We start from the raw sequence: 17419 nt of genomic DNA on the forward strand, positions 1-17419 counted from the left end.
TGACGGCTGCCCCGCAGGGGGTCAAGGCATCTGACCGACTTTCCTTTTGACTTGCATTAAGTACCGAGCGATCGGGGAGGCGGAGCCTTCCCGTGAGCAGCTAGGCGACCGACCCGATGCGCCCCGTCGGCTCGCGTGGACCGTCGTGGTGGATCGGGGTGTGGGCGCCCGTGAGGGAGCGGCCCGTGCCGCCTCGGCGGTCGGCGACGATCTCCGCGCCGATCGAGAGGGCCGTCTCCTCGGGCGTGCGGGCGCCCAGGTCGAGGCCTATCGGGGAGCGCAGGCGGGCGAGTTCGAGTTCGGTGACGCCGACCTCGCGGAGGCGCTTGTTGCGGTCCTCGTGGGTGCGGCGGGAGCCCATCGCGCCGATGTAGGCGACGGGAAGCTTGAGGGCGGCGTGCAGGAGGGGCACGTCGAACTTGGCGTCGTGGGTGAGGACGCAGAGCACCGTACGGCCGTCGACCTCCGTCGACTCCAGATAGCGGTGCGGCCATTCGACGACGATCTCGTCCGCCTCGGGGAATCGGGCCGGCGTCGCGAAGACGGGCCGCGCGTCGCACACGGTGACGTGGTAGCCGAGGAACTTGCCCACCCGCACCAGCGCGGCGGCGAAGTCGATCGCACCGAAGACGATCATGCGCGGGGCGGGCACGGAGGACTCGACGAGCAGGGTCAGCGGCTGTCCGCAGCGGCTGCCGTCCTCGCCGATCTCCACGGTGCCGGTGCGGCCCGCGTCGAGCATCGCGCGGGCCTCGGCCGCCGCCGTGCGGTCCAGCTCGGGGTGGCCGCCGAGCTTCCCCTCGTACGAGCCGTCGGGGCGGACCAGCAGGGCGCGGCCCATCAGGCCCTCGGGTCCGGAGACGATCCGGGCGAGGGCCGCCGCCTCCCCCGTGGCCGCGGCGCCGAGCGCGGCGGGGACGACCCCGCCGCGCACCGGTGTGACGAGGATGTCGATGACGCCGCCGCAGGTCAGACCGACCGCGAAGGCGTCCTCGTCGCTGTACCCGAAGCGCTCGACGACGGTCCCGCCGTCTTCGAGGGCCTGCACGCACAGGTCGTACACCGCCCCCTCCACACACCCGCCGGAGACCGATCCGATCGCCGTGCCCTCGCTGTCGACGGCGAGGGCGGCGCCCGGCTGCCGGGGCGCGCTCCCGCCGACGGCCACCACGGTGGCGACGGCGAAGGCACGTCCCTGCTCGACCCACCGGTGCAGCTCTTCGGCGATGTCCAGCATCTCGGTTCTCCTCTGACAGGTGCGGGGAGGGCGGCGGGGGCGTCAGCTGACGCCGAGCCAGCTCTCGATGGGATGGATCGCGAAGTACACGATGAAGATCGCGGTCAGGCCCCACATGAAGGCGCCGACCTCGCGTGCCTTGCCCTGCGCCGCCTTGATCACGACGTAGGAGATCACGCCGGCCGCCACACCCGTGGTGATCGTGTACGTGAAGGGCATGAGGACCACGGTGAGAAACACCGGGATCGCGACGGAGCGGTCGCTCCAGTCGACGTGCTTGGCGTTCTGCATCATCATCGAGCCGATGACGACCAGGGCCGCGGCGGCGACCTCCTGCGGCACGATCGCGGTCAGCGGCGTGAAGAAGAGGCAGAGGGCGAAGAATCCGCCGGTGACCACGGAGGCCAGACCCGTGCGGGCACCCTCGCCGACGCCGGTCGCGGACTCGACGAAGACCGTCTGCCCGGAGGCTCCGCCCACACCACCGACGATACCGCCGGCGCCGTCGATGAACAGGGCCTTCGAGAGGCCGGGCATCCGGCCCTTGTCGTCGGCGAGCTTGGCCTCGGTGCCGACGCCCAGGATGGTCGCCATGGCGTCGAAGAAGCCGGCGAGCACCAGGGTGAAGACGATCATGCTGATGGTGATGTAGCCGACGTCGCCCCAGCCGCTGAAGGACACGTCCCCGAAGAGGGAGAAGTCCGGGGCGGAGACCGCGCTGCCGCCGAGCTCCGGCGGGCCGGAGAACCAGGCCTTGGCCGGGATGTCCGCGACCGCGTTCAGGACGACCGCGACGACGGTGCCCGCGACGATGCCGATCAGGATCGCGCCGGGGATGTCGCGGGACTGGAGGGCGAAGATCAGCAGCAGGGTGAAGGCGAAGATCAGGACGGGCCAGCCCATGAGCTCACCGGCCGGGCCGAGGGACACCGGACCGCCGCCCGGGGCGGGGTTCTCGTGCACGAAGCCGGCCTTCACGAAGCCGATGATCGCGATGAAGAGGCCGATGCCGATGGTGATGGCGTGCTTGAGCGCGAGTGGGATCGCGTTCATGATCATCTCGCGGAGGCCGGTGACCACCAGGAGACAGATCACGGCGCCGTACGCCACGGACATGCCCATGGCCTGCGGCCAGGTCATGACCGGCACGACCTGCGAGGCCATGACGCCGGAGACGCTGAGGCCGGCGGCGAGCGCGAGGGGGACCTTGCCCCAGAAACCCATGAGCAGGGTCGTCGCGGCTGCCGCGAGGGCGGTGGCGGTGATGAGCGCCGGCTGGCTCAGGAGCTGGCCGTTGACGTCCTTGCCACTGAGGATCAGGGGGTTGAGCAGGAGAATGTACGCCATCGCCATGAAGGTGGTGACGCCGCCGCGGATCTCCGTCGCGACGGTGGATCCTCTCTCCGAGATGTGAAAGTACCGGTCGAGCCAAGACCTGCCGGCGGGATTGCGCGAGCCGGAGCCCGCGTCATCGGCGCTGGTCTTGGGCTCCACTGACGACTGGGTCATGGGGCCTGCTCCCAAGGTTCAAAGGGGCACCCGCGTCAGACTTCGAAGGGATCTGGTCTGGTGAAGCTGCGGGATTTGGGATGGTGCGTGGGCCGCACGACCCGGGGGACGGCCCGAGACGAACGGGATGGATCGGTACTGCGGGGTACTGCGGTGTTACGGGGTGGTGCGGGTACTGCGGTGTTACGGGGTGGTGCGGGTACTGCGGTGTGACGGGGGTACTGCCGTGATGCGGTACTTCGGTCGTTGCGGAGTACCGCGGCGACGCGGGTACTGCCGTGGGGGCTCCGGGCGGTGCGGGCGGGGAAGTGTGGGGTTCCTCGGGAGGCACGGACCGCCCGGAGGGTCCTACAGGGTGCCGGTGAGCGCCTCGGGGCGTACCGGCGTCTTGTTGAGCTCCAGGCCCGTCGCCGCCCGGATCGCCGCGAGGACGGCCGGGGTGGACGACAGGGTCGGAGCCTCTCCGATGCCCCGGACGCCGTACGGCGCGTTGGGGTCGGCAAGCTCGAGGTAGTCGACCGGGATGGTCGGCGTGTCGAGGATGGTGGGGATGAGGTAGTCCGTGAAGGAGGGGTTGCGCACCTTCGCGGTCTTCGGGTCGACGATGATCTCCTCCATCACCGCGACGCCCAGGCCCTGGGTGGTGCCACCCTGGATCTGGCCGACGACGGAGAGCGGGTTGACCGCCTTGCCGACGTCCTGGGCGCAGGCCAGCTCGATCACCTTGACGAGGCCCAGCTCGGTGTCGACCTCCACCACCGCGCGGTGCGCGGCGAAGGCGTACTGGACGTGGCCGTCGCCCTGGCCCGTGACGAGGTCGAAGGCCTGGGTGGGGCGGTGCCGCCACTCCTCCTCGACCTCCACGGCCCGGTCCTCCAGGACGTCCGCGATGGTGGCGAGGGCTTCGCCGCCGTCGGTGACGACCTTGCCGTCCTCCAGGAGGAGTTCGGCGTTGGCCCAGGCGGGGTGGTACGAGCCGAACTTGCGCCGGCCGATCTCCAGGACCTGCTCGCGGACGATCTCGCAGGAGTTCTTGATGGCGCCGCCGGTCATGTACGTCTGGCGGCCCGCGGAGGTCGAACCGGCCGAGCCCACCTGGGTGTCGGCGGGGTGGATGGTGACCTGCTGGACGCCGAGCTCGGTGCGGGCGATCTGCGCGTGGATGGTGACGCCGCCCTGGCCGACCTCCGCCATCGCGGTGTGGACGGTGGCGACGGCCTCGCCGTTGATGACCTCCATGCGGATCTTCGCCGTGGAGTAGTCGTCGAAGCCCTCGGAGAAGCCGACGTTCTTGATGCCGACGGCGTAGCCGACACCCCGCACGACACCCTCGCCGTGGGTGGTGTTGGACAGGCCGCCCGGCAGCGCGCGGACGTCCGCGCCCTCGCCGGCGGTCTCCCACTGGCGCTCCGGCGGCATCGGGCGGGCCTTGACCCGGCGCAGCAGCTCGGCGACGGGGGCGGGCGAGTCCACGACCTGGCCGGTCGGCATGATCGTTCCCTGCTCCATGGCGTTGAGCTGGCGCAGTTCCACCGGGTCCATGCCCAGCTTCGCCGCGAGCTTGTCCATCTGGGCCTCGTAGGCGAAGCAGGCCTGGACCGCGCCGAAGCCGCGCATGGCGCCGCAGGGCGGGTTGTTGGTGTAGAGGCCGATCGCCTCGATCTCGACGTCCTCGATGACGTACGGGCCGACCGAGAGGGAGGAGGCGTTGCCGACGACGGAGGCCGTGGACGAGGCGTACGCGCCGCCGTCGAGCACGATCCTGCACTTCATGTGCGTGAGCTTGCCGTCCTTGGTGGCGCCGTGCTCGTACCAGAGCTTCGCCGGGTGCCGGTGGACGTGGCCGAAGAAGGACTCGTACCGGTTGTAGACCATCTTCACCGGCTTGCCGGTGCGCAGCGCGAGGATGGACGCGAGGATCTGCATGGAGATGTCCTCGCGACCGCCGAACGCGCCGCCGACGCCGGCCATCGTCATCCGGACCTTCTCCTCGGGCAGGCCGAGGCAGGGCGCGATCTGCTTGAGGTCCGAGTGCAGCCACTGGGTGGCGACGTACAGGTCGACGCCGCCGTCCTCGGCCGGTACGGCGAGGCCGGACTCCGGGCCGAGGAAGGCCTGGTCCTGCATGCCGAAGGTGTACTCGCCGGTGACGATGACATCGGCGCGCTCGGCGGCCTCGGCGACGTTGCCGCGGATGATCGGCTGGCGGTGCACGATGTTCGGGTGCGGGACGTGACCGGAGTGGTGGTCGTCGCGGCCCTCGTGGACCAGGATCGCGTCCGGAGCGGTGGCCGAGGCCTCGTCCGTGATGACCGGGAGCTCCCGGTAGTCGATCTTGATCTTCGCGGCGGCGCGGCGGGCGGTCTCCGGGTGGTCGGCGGCCACGAGGGCGACCGGCTCACCGTGGTGACGGACCTTGCCGTACGCGAGGACCGGGGTGTCCTGGAACTCCATGCCGTAGTTCTTCGCGGCCGGCAGGTCCTCGTGCGTCAGGACGGCGTAGACGCCGTCCATCGTGAGGGCCTCGGAGGTGTCGATGGACAGGATCTCGGCGTGCGCGACCGTGGAGCGCAGGATCTGGCCCCAGAGCATGTCCTCGTGCCACATGTCGGAGGAGTACGCGAACTCGCCGGTGACCTTGAGGGTGCCGTCCGGGCGGAGCGTGGACTCGCCGATGCCGCCCTTGACGTGGTTCTGGGTGACGTCGGTGGGCGTGCCCACCGGGGTCGTGCGCGTGTTCTGAGTCATCGTCAGACCGCCTCTCCCTGACGCTCCTGGCGAGCGGCCGCGAGGCGGACCGCGTCGAGGATCTTCTCGTAACCGGTGCAGCGGCAGAGGTTGCCGGAGAGCGCCTCACGGATGTCCGCGTCCGTCGGGGACGGGTTGCGTTCCAGCATCTCGTCGGCCGCGACCAGCAGGCCGGGGGTGCAGAAGCCGCACTGCACGGCGCCGGCGTCGATGAACGCCTGCTGGATCGGGGAGAGTTCGACACCCTCGCCGGTCTGCGAGTCCTGGCCGGCCCGCGGGCGGAGCTCGCCGTGGGACGGGTGCGCCTCCCACCTCTTGGCGGCGTCCAGCGAGGTGCCACAGGTGCCGGAGGCGCAACCGGTGTGCTCCGCGCGGTCCTTGGCGAACTCGGCGAGGCCTTCGACGGTGACGACCTCGCGGCCCTCGACCTGACCGGCCGCGACGAGACAGGAGCAGACCGGCACTCCGTCGAGACGGACGGTGCAGGAACCGCACTCGCCCTGCTCGCAGGCGTTCTTGGAGCCGGGCAGACCCAGACGCTCACGCAGAACGTAGAGGAGGGACTCGCCCTCCCAGACGTCGTCGGCTTCCTGCGGACGACCGTTGACCGTGAAATTGACGCGCATGGTCATGCAGCTCCCTCAAGCGTGCGGCCGGCGCCGCGGTACTGCTCCCAGGTCCAGCCGAGCTGGCGGCGGGCCATGATGCCGACGGCGTGGCGGCGGTACTTGGCGGTGCCTCGGACGTCGTCGATCGGGTTGGCGGCGGCCGAACAGAGGTCGGCGAACTGCTTGGCGACCGACGGGGTGATGATCTTGCCGTTGTCCCAGAAGCCGCCCTCCTCCAGAGCCGCGTTCAGGAAGGCCTCGGCCTCCTTGGCACGGATCGGGGTCGGCGCGGCGGAGCCGATGCCGGTGCGCACGGTCCGGGCCTCCGGGTGCAGGGCCAGGCCGAAGGCGCAGACCGCGATGACCATCGCGTTGCGGGTGCCGACCTTGGAGTACTGCTGGGGGCCGTCCGCCTTCTTGATGTGGACGGTCTTGATGAGCTCGTCGGGCTGGAGCGCGTTGCGCTTCACACCCGTGTAGAACTCGTCGATCGGGATGAACCGGGTGCCGCGCACCGACTCGACCTCGACCTCGGCGCCCGCGGCGAGCAGCGCCGGGTGGGCGTCGCCGGCGGGCGAGGCGGTGCCGAGGTTGCCCCCGACGCCGCCGCGGTTACGGATCTGCGGGGAGGCGACCGTGTGCGAGGCGAGCGCCAGACCGGGCAGCTCGGCGCGGAGGTTCTCCATGATCTGGGTGTACGGAACGGAAGCGCCGAGGCGGACGTTCTCCTCGCCGACCTCCCACTCGCGCAGCAGCTCGACGCGGTTCAGGTCCAGGAGGTACTCGGGCCGCCGGTGGTCGAAGTTGATCTCGACCATCACGTCCGTGCCACCCGCGAGGGGCACGGCCGTGGGGTGCTCTGCCTTGGCGGCGAGCGCCTCCTCCCAGCTGGCGGGGCGAAGGAAGTCCATGGTGGCTCTCTTCTAGTGATTCTGGTGATCGGGGGTCGTTCAGCAGGGTTCCGGGGGGACGGCCGGCCCTCGACTTCATGTTCATGTGGTGTTAACGCGGTGTGTGGCCTAGTACACAAGCCCACGCTCGCCCGGGTGCAGTCACCGAAAACATGAAGGAGTTGGCTGGGTCCCGTCGTCGTCTTGTAGATTCGAACGAAAGGCGGGGAACAGTCACCTCGCTGTTTTCCCCTGGAAACGGTGACACCACTCCACCGTCGACAACGGGACACCCCCACCACCCACTGATCAGGAACGGCGGCGACACGATGCGGCTGCGCGCACTGCTGGAGAACGACGCGCTCGGGCTGCGCCTGCTCGGCGGCGAGGACGAGCTGGACCGCACCGTCCGCGGCGTGATGACGACGGACCTCAAGGACCCCAGCCGGTACCTTTCCGGCGGCGAGCTGGTCCTCACAGGCCTCGCGTGGCTGCGGGAGCCGACCGACGCCGAGCCGTTCGCCCGCATCCTGGCCGCGGCCGGGGTCGCGGCGCTCGCGGCAGGCGAGGCGGAGCTCGGGAGCATCCCCGACGATCTCGTACAGGCGTGTTCGCGCCATCGGCTCCCGCTGTTCGCGGTGAACGAGTCCGTTGCGTTCGCGACGATCACCGAACACGTTGTTCGACAGGTCTCGGGCGAGCGGGCCGGGGACCTGGCCGCCGTCGTCGACCGGCACCGCCGGCTCATGACCTCGGGCCCCGCGGGCGGCGGCCCGGAGGTCGTCCTCGACCTGCTCGGCTCCGACCTGGACCTGCGGGCCTGGGTCCTCTCCCCCACCGGCCGCCAGATCGCCGGCGCCGGCGAGCCCCTTCCGGCCGCGCTCGCCGCCACCCTGGCCGGTGAGCACCTGGCGGCCACCCGGACCGGCCGCCGCGGCCCGCACCGGATCGTCACGGGCGGAACCACGTACTCCCTCTTTCCGATCCGCAACACCGGCCGGGGCGCGGTCCCGGCCTCCAGGGACGTGCGCGAGACGGTCCTCTCGGACTGGCTGCTCGCCGTCGAGGCGGACGCCGGGGAGTGGCCCGCGGCCCGGCTCGACCTGCTCCAGGGCGTCACCCAGCTGATCGCCGTCGAGCGGGACCGGCGCGACGCGGCCCGTACGGTACGCCGCAGGCTGGCCCAGGAGGTCCTGGAGCTGGTGCAGACGGGCGCGGCGCCCGCCGAGATCGCCGCCAGGCTGCGGGTCGCCGCCCCGGTGCTGCTGCCCGGGCTCGGTACTGCCCCGCACTGGCAGGTGGTCGTGGCCCGGGTCGACTGGGAGCAGGAGGCCGGCCAGGGCTCGGCGGTGGACGGCGGCCCGGTCGCCCAGGCGCTCCTGGAGGAGATCCTCGTCGACCCGGCGACCGTGGGCGCCGAGTCCGCCGACCGGATCGCGGTGGCCCACGGCGGCGACGAGGCCATCGCCCTGGTCCCGCTGGCCGCCGGCCCGCTGCCGGACAGCGAGGACGACGGCCCGGCCCCCGCGCTCGGCCTGCACGCGGACGTGCTGCTCGGCGCCGTACGGGCCCCGCTCTCCGCCGGTCTCGCCGACGACGGGCGCCTCACCCTCGGCGTCAGCGCGGCCGTGCACTCGGCGGAGGGCCTGCGCGGGGCGCTGGAGGAGGCCCGGCACGCCCGCCGGGTCGCCGCCGCCCGGCCGGGCCGGGTCTGCGCGGCGGGCCACCACGAGCTGGCCTCGCACGTGCTGCTGCTGCCGTTCGTGCCGGACGACGTCCGGCGCGCGTTCACGGCCCGGCTGCTCGACCCGCTGCGCGACTACGACCGGCGGCACCGGGCGGAGCTGATCCCGACCCTGGAGGCCTTCCTCGACTGCGACGGCTCCTGGACGCGCTGCGCGACCCGCCTCCACCTGCACGTGAACACGCTGCGCTACCGGGTGGGCCGGATCGAGCAGCTCACCGGACGCGATCTCTCCCGTCTGGAGGACAAGCTCGACTTCTTCCTCGCCCTGAGGATGAGCTGAGCGGGCTGTACGCGTTTCACCCGTTCGGGCGAGTCCGCTGGAGTGACGTCCGGGCCGGTGGGCGCCCCTCGGCCGCAGCGGCCGGGGGCCTCGCCGAGGCCTGATCACGGGCCCGACGGCGATCTGACGCCCTGTCGGACACCCCGGGGCGGGCGGCGCCCCGATCCATCGGACTCTTGTGAATTCTTTCACCTGACCCCTTGGCCAGGTACTCCCCTTCGTGCTGAGATGCGGGTCTCACTCAACAGCTCAATGGCGCGCTCGGGGAGGGCAATGTGGCGGATACCGCCATGTCTGGTTCCGAATCAAGGGGCGGCGAAGATCCGTCCCTCGCCTACGGCAAGGAGACTCCCGTGGAGACCGCCATATGGCGGCTCCGCTCCCGGGGTTGCTGGACGGACGCGGCGGCGCTGCTCGCCCCGCACGCCTCCGAACCGGCCGCGGCGCTCGAAAGGGCGGCGCTGCTCATCGAGCGCTGCCTCTACACCGAGAAGGGCTGGGCCGACGCCGAGGAGGCGCTCCGGGCGGCCGAGGCGGTGGCCCGCACCGACGAGGAACGCGGGGCCGCGGCCTGCGAACGCGGTTATCTCGCCTACGCGTCGACGCTGCTCGGGGTGCGCGACCGGGCCGACGAGGCGCGGATGGCGCTCGGCCGCGCGGCGGCGCTGATCGCGCCCGCCGCCGAGGGCCGGCCGCTGCTCGACCTGCGGCGCGGACTCATCGCGCAGAACCTCGGTGACTCCCCGCAGGCGGCCCGCGCCGCGTACCGCAGGGCGCATGCCGGGGCGGTCGCGCAGGGGGACTCGCTGCTGCTCTCCTCCACCTGGCGGCATCTCGCCGGACTCGCCCTGCGGGAGGGGGAGTTGGCGGAGGCCCGGCACGGTTTCGCGGAGTCGCTGCGCATCCGGGAGGAGCTGGGTTTCCTCGTCGGTACGGCCCCGGCCCTGACCGCCCTCGCCACCACGGAGACGGAACCGGAGGCGGGCCGTCTGCGCGCCGAGGCCCGCCGCCTCTTCCGTCTGCTGGGCGGGGTGCCGACCTGGCTCGCGAGCCAGCTCACGCCCAGGACGGCCTGAACTCGGCCGCTCCGGAGGGACGTTGACGAATCCCCGCTCCGGGGTCGTCGACGAACCCCGGAGCGGCTCAGTTCCTCGGCACCAGACACACCAGGCTCTCGTCGGTGCCGATCAGCAGCGAGCCGGCGCCCGTGACGGCGACCGCGCGGACCGGGGGGCCCGGGCGGAAGGCGAGCGTGCGGCCACCCTCGGGGCGGCGCAGTTCGACGAGGCCGTCGGACCAGGCCGCGGCGACCAGCGGGCCGTGCGGGGTCTGCGTCGCGTGGACCGAGACCACCGGCGAGGGCCGCTCCGCGAGGGGCTCAGGGCGGGGGTCGCGGCCCGGCGTCCAGAGCCGTACCGTCCCGTCGGCGCCGCCGGAACAGACGAACGGGGTCTCGGAGTCGACCGCCGCCACCGCCGTCACCCGGCCGCTGTGCGAGGCCGCCTGGTGCAGGCCCCGCAGCCCGAAGGCGTGTACGGAGCCGAGCCGGTCCCCGACCACCACCGAGCCCCCGATGGCCGCGAGGGCCGTGCCGGGGTGGCGGGCCAGGGTCGCCGAGACGGCCTCCGTGAGGCGCTCCAGATAGGGGGCGCGCGGTGCCGTCCCCCGTACGGTGTGCAGCCTGCCCCGGTCGTCCAGGAGCAGCACCGTGCCGTCGGGCGCGGGCGCGAGCGCCGTGACCCGGCCGGGGACGGTGTGCACGAGGCGCCCGGCGGGACTGGCGTCGGCCTCGTGGAGCAGCCGTACGGCGCCGGTGCGGTCACCGACGAGCAGGGTCCCCTCCAGGGGGCCGCCCGCCGCACCGAGCACGGTGACGGGGCCCGGCCAGGGCGGGGTCAGGTCTCCGCGGTGGCGGGCCCAGCGCAGCCGCCAGGGGGAGCCTTCCGCCAACTCGGCGAGGGCTGGGCGCAGTCGGGGGTCCGCGCCGTCGCCGAGGGCGGCGAGAAGCACCGACGCCCGCTCGGCCGGGGGCTGTTCGCGGCAGAGCGACTGTCCGGCCCGCATCCAGGCGGCGCGGAGGCCGCCGTGGTCCTCGGCGGCGTTCTCGCCGGGCCGGGCGGGCGCCTCGGGACCGTCGAGCGTGCCGGGCAGGCCCGCGGCGGCGGCTCCGGCGAGGTAGGCGGTGGTCACGAGCAGCGGATCGGCCACGCAGACCGCGACCGGGTCGGAGAGGTCGGGCAGCGGCCGGACCGGCTCGGCGGGGGCGTCCGCGACGAGGTCCGGACCGCCGTCGGGGTCCGGTGCGCCGTCGAGGTCCACGACGGTGGCCCGGCGCTCGGCGCGCAGGACGGTGGGGGCCGGGGTGCCGCTGCGGGCCTCGACCACGAGCCGGACCCGTCCCACCCCCGCGAGTTCGGCGATCAGCCGGGTGAGCGCTTCGGGTTCGGCGGCGGCGTGGAGGTCCGTGAGGAGGAGGACGGCGCGGCCGGCGGGCCGGGCGTCGCTGGTCGCGAGGGCGTGCACGAGGTCGCCCGGGGATCTGGCCACCACGCCGAGCCGGTCCGCGATCGTCCAGGTCGCGCCGAGCGCGCTCTGCCCGGAGAGGGGGACGAGCACCCGGGCCGTACGCCTGCGGGGCCGGCCGGCGCGCGGACCGTGCCGGGCGAGCCAGCCGAGCAGGGCCGTCTTGCCGCTGCCGGGGGCGCCGGTGACGAGGCACAGCCGGGGCGCCTCGGGATCGGTGAGCCAGCCGAGCAGGGCCGTGGCCTCGGCTTCCGTACCGGTGACGGGTCGGCGTCCGTCCCAGGCCGGGGACGGGGTCGCGGACGGCATGGGACACCTCACGGGCGACGCGATGACGGGCGGCTGACGTCCATGACCTTAGTCCTCCGGGGCGCTCAGCACTCCGATCCGGTGAAGTGCTCCCGCACCAGCTCCTGGACCACGGTCAGGTCCTGGGCGATCAGGGCGTCCAGGAGGGCCGTGTGCTCGGCGGCGTCGGCGACGAGCACCCCGTGCCGGAGGGTGGGGGCGCTGATCAGGGGCCACTGGGAGCGGCGGTGGAGGTCGTCGGCGACGGCGAGCAGCTGCTCGTTCCCGGCGAGGGAGAGGACCGCCCGGTGGAAGGCGCGGTCGGCCTCGGCGTAGTGGGCGCGGTCGCCGCGGGCGGCGGCGGTCGAGGTCGCCTCGGCGAGCGGGCGGAGCGCGGCCCAGCGGGCGGCGGGGACGGTACGGGCGAGCCGCAGCATGACGGGGACCTCGATGAGCGCGCGGACCTCGGCGAGCTCGGCCAGTTCCCGGGGGGTCCGCTCGGTGACGCGGAAGCCGCGGTTCGGCACGACCTCGACGGCGCCCTCGACGGCGAGGCGCTGCATGGCCTCGCGGACGGGGGTGGCCGAGACGCCGAAGCGGTCGCCGAGGGCGGGGGCGGAGTACACCTCGCCGGGGACGAGCTCGCCGTCGACGAGGGCGGTACGGAGGGCGTCGAGGATCTGTCCGCGCACGGAGTGGCGTACGACGCGGGGTGCGGGGGCGAGGGAGACGGTCGGTATGCGGCCACGGGCGGGCTCGATCGGCTCGCCCTGGGGGTGCTCCCCCCGTACGTGCTCCGCGTGGGCGCCCGCAGGCTCCCCCGCTTCCGCCGCGCGGCCCTGTTCCGGGACGCGCACGGCGTCGCCGAAGGGCGGGGACGGCCTCGCCGTCGCCCGCTCGCGCGCTGCGCCCTGCTCCACCCGGGTCCTCCTGCGGCCTCGTGCCGGGCCCGGCTCGCGTCGCCGGGGTCCTCTGTGCACCATAGGCGAACGGACCGGCATCCCGGGCGCGAGGGCTGCCCCGCTGGTGGGAGGGGGTCCCCGGTGGTGAGAGGGCACTCCGAATCGGGTAAGGTAAGCCTTACCTGCCAACGCTCGCGATTCGGTGGTCCCCCATGACCGTCCCCGCCCTGTTGCCCACCCCCTCGCCCTCGCCCGTCGCGGCCTCCTACGCCCGGCTCGCCGAGGTCTTCCCCGGCCTGCGCATACAGGAAGCCGCCGGGGGCGAGCCGCTCCCGGGCGGCGCGGGCTGGGTCGGCGCGGACGAGCTGGCGGCCGGCGGCCCCGCCCTCGACGCCTTCCTCGCCTGGGACGACGCGCAGGTGCTGCGCGACCACGGCGCCCGGGCCCGCCCCGACGTGGTCGCGAGCTTCGGACTCCACCGGTACGCCTGGCCTGCCTGTCTGCTCGTCACCGTCCCCTGGTTCCTGGACCGCAGGGCGCCCCGGCTGCCCGCCCGGAACGTGTCCTTCCAGCGCGCCCTGGGCCGGATGGCGGTCCGGGTCGAGGAGTTCGCCTGTCTGCCGGACGATCCCGCGGCGGCGCTGCCCGGCGCCCGGGTGGTCGCCGACGAGGACGCCCTGCGGGCCGAGGTCCGCGCCTCGCTCGCCGAGCACTTCGAGGCGGTCCTCGACGGCTTCGGCCCCCGGATGCGACGCGGGCGCCGGGCCCTGTGGGGCATGGCCACGGACGAGATCGTCGAGGGCCTCTGGTACATCGGCGCCCTGCTCGGCGAGGAGGGCCGGGCGATGGCCGAGCTCGACCTCCTCATGCCGGGGACGGCCAAGCCGTTCAAGCCGTACGCGGGTTCCGCCGGCTTCCGCGAGCTGACGGGCGCCGAGGACCCCGACGGCACCCCGCGCGCCACGCGCGACCGGGCGACCTGCTGCTTCTTCTACACGCTGCGCCCCGAGGACGCCTGTCTCACCTGTCCGCGCACCTGCGACGCCGAGCGGGTCCGCCGACTGGCCGCGACAGCCTGAGGCTCCCGGACGATTACGCCACCCGGACGGGTGGCGTAAATCGAACTCATAACCCGTTCCCCGCATGGGCGTTCGACCAGATCGCACCTATTCGTATGCCCTGGGACCCCGATGGCGTGCTCTTGCCCGGAAACACCGTGAGTGCCCCACGGGGTCGGCCAGTATGGGCCGCCAAACGCCCTACTGCGATGCAAGGGACACCGCATGAGACTGACCGACATATCGCTGGACTGGCTGCTTCCGGGCGGCGTGATGGTGGCCGGAGTCCTGACGGCGGTGGCGGTGCTCGCGCGCGGGAAGCGCGCCGGTGACCAGGCCGCGGCCGAGGACTCCTGGGAACGCAACGAGGAGCGCCGCAGACGCAAGGAGGCCGTGTACGGCACGGCTTCCTACGTCCTCCTCTTCTGCTGTGCCGCGGTCGCCGCGGCACTCTCCTTCCACGGACTCGTCGGCTTCGGCCGGCAGAACCTCAACCTCACCGGCGGCTGGGAGTACCTCGTCCCGTTCGGCCTCGACGGCGCGGCGATGTTCTGCTCGGTGCTCGCGGTCCGCGAGGCGAGCCACGGCGACGCGGCTCTCGGCTCGCGCCTGCTGGTCTGGCTGTTCGCGGGCGCGGCGGCCTGGTTCAACTGGGTGCACGCACCACGCGGGCTCGGCCACGACGGGGCCCCGCAGTTCTTCGCGGGCATGTCGCTCTCGGCCGCGGTCCTCTTCGACCGGGCGCTCAAGCAGACCCGCAGGGCCGCGCTGCGCGAGCAGGGTCTCGTGCCCCGCCCGCTGCCGCAGATCCGGATCGTGCGGTGGATGAGAGCGCCCAGGGAGACCTTCGCCGCCTGGTCGCTCATGCTGCTCGAAGGCGTACGGACCCTGGACGAGGCCGTCGACGAGGTGCGCGAGGACCGGCGGGAGAAGGAGCAGAACCGCATCCGGCGGCGTGACCAGGTCAAGCTGGACCGGGCGCGGCTCAAGGCGATCAACCGCCAGCACCGGTCCTTCGGGCTCGGCAGGGGGGACGGTCGTCAGGTCGAGGTGGCGGCGCTCAACGCCCCGGCCGGTCCCGGCCCGGGTGGAGGGTCCGGCGGCGGCTCGGGTTCGGGCGCCGGTTCGGGTTCCGCGACGGCGGCCGTCCAGGCCGCCGTCGCGGAACCCGCCATAGCGGATCCCGGGCAACTGCCGCTTCGACCCCGGCCCTCCCTCCAAGCCGTCGGAGGCCGTGACGTCCAGACGGGTGACCCCCGGACGGTGGACCTCACGGCGGAGGACGACACCCAGACGCTGCCCCGTCTCGACTCCCTGGAGCGCAAGCTCAAGGATCTGGAGCAGCAGTTCGGCTGAGCACCGCTCATGTCCGCGCCGAACCGGCGGGGCCGCCCCTCAGGCGGCCCCGCCGTTCAGTTCGAACCACACCACCTTGCCCACTCCGTGGTCCTCGACACCCCAGGAGTCGGCCAGGGCCTCGACGAGGACGAGTCCCCTGCCGTGCGTACCGTCGTCGGCGGGCGGTACGTGCGGCGGCGCGAGTCCGGGGACGAAGTCCCTTACCTCGACCCTCAGCTGCTCGGGCACGACCGTCGCGGTCACGACGGCCCCGTGCTCGGTGTGGATCAGGGCGTTGGTCACCAGTTCGCTGGTGAGCAGTTCCGCGACGTCGGAGGCGCCCGGTCCGCCCCACCTCCGCAGCATTTCACGCAAGGCATGTCGCACCTCCGGCACCGCGGTGAGATCCGCGCATCCCACCTTTCTGAGAAGTTGAGTCGGCTGTCGTGCCTCCCCGGCCATAACCCCCACCCACAGATCGCGTCGAACAGGCTCACGGGGATGCATGCCCCGCCAAATCGTCCGCATTCCCTCAGAGTCGGGGCACGTTGCGCAGATTGGAGCGCGCCATCTGGAGCATCCGGCCCACTCCCCCGTCCAGGACGATCTTGCTGGCGGAGAGGGCGAAGCCGGTCACCATGTCGGCGCTGATCTTCGGCGGGATGGACAGCGCGTTGGGGTCGGTGACCACGTCGACCAGGGCCGGGCCCTTGTGCTTGAAGGCGTCCTTGAGGGCGCCGGCGAGCTGTCTGGGCTTCTCCACGCGGACGCCGAAGGCCCCGGCGGCGCGGGCGATGGCCGCGAAGTCCGGGTTCTTGTTGGTCGTCCCGTACGAGGGGAGTCCCGAGACCAGCATCTCCAGCTCGACCATGCCGAGCGAGGAGTTGTCGAACACCACGACCTTCACCGGCAGGTCGTACTGCACGAGGGTGAGGAAGTCGCCCATCAGCATGGAGAAGCCGCCGTCGCCGGAGAGCGAGACGACCTGCCGGTTCCGGTCGGTGAACTGCGCGCCGATGGCCTGCGGCAGGGCGTTCGCCATCGAGCCGTGGCTGAACGAGCCGATGATCCTGCGCCGTCCGTTGGGGCTGAGGTAGCGGGCCGCCCAGACGTTGCACATCCCGGTGTCCACGGTGAAGACGGCGTCGTCGTCGGCGAGTTCGTCGATCACCGAGGCGACGTACTCGGGGTGGATCGGGACGTGCTTCTCGACCTTGCGGGTGTACGCCTTGACCACGCCTTCGAGCGCGTCGGCGTGCTTCTTGAGCATCTTGTCGAGGAACTTGCGGTCGGTCTTGGCGCGGACGCGCGGGGTGACACAGCGCAGGGTCTCGCGGACGTCGCCCCAGACGGCGAGGTCGAGCCGGGAGCGGCGGCCGAGGCGCTCGGGCCGGACGTCCACCTGCACGATCTTCACGTCGTCGGGCAGGAAGGCGTTGTACGGGAAGTCGGTGCCGAGCAGGATCAGCAGATCGCACTCGTGGGTGGCCTCGTAGGCGGCGCCGTAGCCGAGGAGTCCGCTCATGCCGACGTCGTACGGGTTGTCGTACTGGATCCACTCCTTGCCGCGCAGCGCGTGCCCGACCGGCGCCTTGACCCGCTCGGCGAACTGCATGACCTCGGCGTGCGCCCCGGCCGTACCGCTGCCGCAGAAGAGCGTCACCCGCTCGGCCTCGTCGATCATCCGCACCAGGGCGTCGATCTCGGTGTCCCCCGGGCGGACGGTGGGCCGGGTGGTGACGAGGGCGGTTCCCACCGCCGTCTCCGGGGCCGGCTGGGAGGCGATGTCACCGGGCAGCGAGACCACGCTGACGCCGCCCCGGCCGACGGCGTGCTGGATCGCCGTGTGGACCAGCCGGGGCATCTGCTTCGGGTTGGAGATGAGTTCGCTGTAGTGGCTGCACTCGCGGAACAGCTGGTCGGGGTGGGTCTCCTGGAAGTAGCCGAGGCCGATCTCGCTGGACGGGATGTGCGAGGCGAGGGCCAGCACCGGGGCCATCGAGCGGTGGGCGTCGTACAGGCCGTTGATGAGGTGCAGGTTGCCCGGCCCGCAGGAGCCCGCGCAGGCGGCGAGGCCTCCGGTGATCTGGGCCTCGGCGCCGGCGGCGAAGGCCGCGACCTCCTCGTGCCGCACCTGGATCCAGTCGAGGTCGCGGGTACGGCGGATCGCGTCGACGACCGGGTTGAGGCTGTCACCGACCACGCCGTACAGGCGCCGGACGCCCGCGCGCACGAGGATGTCGACGAACTGTTCCGCCACGTTCTGTCTGGCCATGGCTCCATCAACACAC

The 17419-nt window shown here is 72.6% G+C and carries 13 protein-coding genes; 4 read left to right on the forward strand and 9 right to left on the reverse strand.

The window, feature by feature from the left end:
* Positions 1-100 precede the first annotated feature (100 nt).
* The 5 genes from ABT154_RS11460 to ABT154_RS11480 all read right to left on the reverse strand — a co-directional run bounded on the left by ABT154_RS11460 (position 101) and on the right by ABT154_RS11480 (position 7013).
* Positions 101-1237 carry an XdhC family protein gene (locus ABT154_RS11460; RefSeq protein WP_351855848.1) on the reverse strand — a complete coding sequence of 379 codons (1137 nt, stop codon included), beginning with the start codon at positions 1235-1237 and terminating at the stop codon, positions 101-103.
* A 42-nt stretch (positions 1238-1279) separates the two neighbouring features.
* Positions 1280-2746, reverse strand: a complete 1467-nt coding sequence (locus tag ABT154_RS11465; protein ID WP_351855851.1) for an NCS2 family permease — start codon at positions 2744-2746, stop codon at positions 1280-1282.
* Between the two features lie 348 nt (positions 2747-3094).
* A complete protein-coding gene (gene pucD / locus ABT154_RS11470) occupies positions 3095-5494 on the reverse strand; it encodes a xanthine dehydrogenase subunit D (protein WP_351855853.1) in 2400 nt (799 codons plus the stop codon).
* A 2-nt stretch (positions 5495-5496) separates the two neighbouring features.
* Complete coding sequence (locus ABT154_RS11475; RefSeq protein WP_351855856.1) at positions 5497-6120, reverse strand: (2Fe-2S)-binding protein; 624 nt, start codon at positions 6118-6120, stop codon at positions 5497-5499.
* Positions 6121-6122: 2 nt separating this feature from the next.
* On the reverse strand, positions 6123-7013 hold the full coding sequence (locus tag ABT154_RS11480; protein WP_351855859.1) for an FAD binding domain-containing protein: 891 nt from the start codon (positions 7011-7013) through the stop codon (positions 6123-6125).
* 308 nt (positions 7014-7321) lie between these two features.
* Here ABT154_RS11480 and ABT154_RS11485 point away from each other — a divergent pair, with 308 nt between their 5' ends.
* Both ABT154_RS11485 and ABT154_RS11490 read left to right on the forward strand, forming a co-directional pair.
* Complete coding sequence (locus tag ABT154_RS11485; protein WP_351855861.1) at positions 7322-9019, forward strand: PucR family transcriptional regulator; 1698 nt, start codon at positions 7322-7324, stop codon at positions 9017-9019.
* A gap of 290 nt (positions 9020-9309) precedes the next feature.
* Complete coding sequence (locus ABT154_RS11490; protein WP_317878980.1) at positions 9310-10095, forward strand: hypothetical protein; 786 nt, start codon at positions 9310-9312, stop codon at positions 10093-10095.
* A 67-nt stretch (positions 10096-10162) separates the two neighbouring features.
* Here ABT154_RS11490 and ABT154_RS11495 read toward each other — a convergent pair whose 3' ends face one another.
* Both ABT154_RS11495 and ABT154_RS11500 read right to left on the reverse strand, forming a co-directional pair.
* Positions 10163-11851 carry a hypothetical protein gene (locus tag ABT154_RS11495; RefSeq protein ID WP_351855865.1) on the reverse strand — a complete coding sequence of 563 codons (1689 nt, stop codon included), beginning with the start codon at positions 11849-11851 and terminating at the stop codon, positions 10163-10165.
* Between the two features lie 65 nt (positions 11852-11916).
* Complete coding sequence (locus ABT154_RS11500) at positions 11917-12750, reverse strand: GntR family transcriptional regulator (protein ID WP_351855868.1); 834 nt, start codon at positions 12748-12750, stop codon at positions 11917-11919.
* Between the two features lie 194 nt (positions 12751-12944).
* On the opposite strand from ABT154_RS11500, the gene ABT154_RS11505 reads away from it, so the two are divergent.
* Positions 12945-13811: a (2Fe-2S)-binding protein gene (locus ABT154_RS11505; protein WP_351855870.1), complete on the forward strand. Its 867-nt coding sequence runs from the start codon at positions 12945-12947 to the stop codon at positions 13809-13811.
* A 204-nt stretch (positions 13812-14015) separates the two neighbouring features.
* Positions 14016-15146 (forward strand): DUF2637 domain-containing protein, encoded by a 1131-nt coding sequence (locus tag ABT154_RS11510; RefSeq protein ID WP_351855873.1) that lies wholly within the window; start codon positions 14016-14018, stop codon positions 15144-15146.
* 39 nt (positions 15147-15185) lie between these two features.
* On the opposite strand, the gene ABT154_RS11515 is transcribed toward ABT154_RS11510, so the two are convergent.
* Positions 15186-15590, reverse strand: a complete 405-nt coding sequence (locus ABT154_RS11515; RefSeq protein ID WP_351855876.1) for an ATP-binding protein — start codon at positions 15588-15590, stop codon at positions 15186-15188.
* Between the two features lie 70 nt (positions 15591-15660).
* Positions 15661-17403: a pyruvate dehydrogenase gene (locus ABT154_RS11520; RefSeq protein WP_351855879.1), complete on the reverse strand. Its 1743-nt coding sequence runs from the start codon at positions 17401-17403 to the stop codon at positions 15661-15663.
* Between the last annotated feature and the right edge of the window lie 16 nt (positions 17404-17419).

This window comes from Streptomyces sp. NPDC001728 (genome assembly GCF_040297565.1).
Lineage (GTDB): Bacteria > Actinomycetota > Actinomycetes > Streptomycetales > Streptomycetaceae > Streptomyces.

Coding starts and splice junctions, on each gene's coding strand:
- ABT154_RS11460 (WP_351855848.1), bottom strand. CDS start 1,237: ATGCTGGACATCGCCGAAGAGCTGCACCGGTGGGTCGAGCAGGGACGT.
- ABT154_RS11465 (WP_351855851.1), bottom strand. CDS start 2,746: ATGACCCAGTCGTCAGTGGAGCCCAAGACCAGCGCCGATGACGCGGGC.
- pucD (WP_351855853.1), bottom strand. CDS start 5,494: ATGACTCAGAACACGCGCACGACCCCGGTGGGCACGCCCACCGACGTC.
- ABT154_RS11475 (WP_351855856.1), bottom strand. CDS start 6,120: ATGCGCGTCAATTTCACGGTCAACGGTCGTCCGCAGGAAGCCGACGAC.
- ABT154_RS11480 (WP_351855859.1), bottom strand. CDS start 7,013: ATGGACTTCCTTCGCCCCGCCAGCTGGGAGGAGGCGCTCGCCGCCAAG.
- ABT154_RS11485 (WP_351855861.1), top strand. CDS start 7,322: ATGCGGCTGCGCGCACTGCTGGAGAACGACGCGCTCGGGCTGCGCCTG.
- ABT154_RS11490 (WP_317878980.1), top strand. CDS start 9,310: ATGTCTGGTTCCGAATCAAGGGGCGGCGAAGATCCGTCCCTCGCCTAC.
- ABT154_RS11495 (WP_351855865.1), bottom strand. CDS start 11,851: ATGCCGTCCGCGACCCCGTCCCCGGCCTGGGACGGACGCCGACCCGTC.
- ABT154_RS11505 (WP_351855870.1), top strand. CDS start 12,945: ATGACCGTCCCCGCCCTGTTGCCCACCCCCTCGCCCTCGCCCGTCGCG.
- ABT154_RS11510 (WP_351855873.1), top strand. CDS start 14,016: ATGAGACTGACCGACATATCGCTGGACTGGCTGCTTCCGGGCGGCGTG.
- ABT154_RS11515 (WP_351855876.1), bottom strand. CDS start 15,590: ATGGCCGGGGAGGCACGACAGCCGACTCAACTTCTCAGAAAGGTGGGA.
- ABT154_RS11520 (WP_351855879.1), bottom strand. CDS start 17,403: ATGGCCAGACAGAACGTGGCGGAACAGTTCGTCGACATCCTCGTGCGC.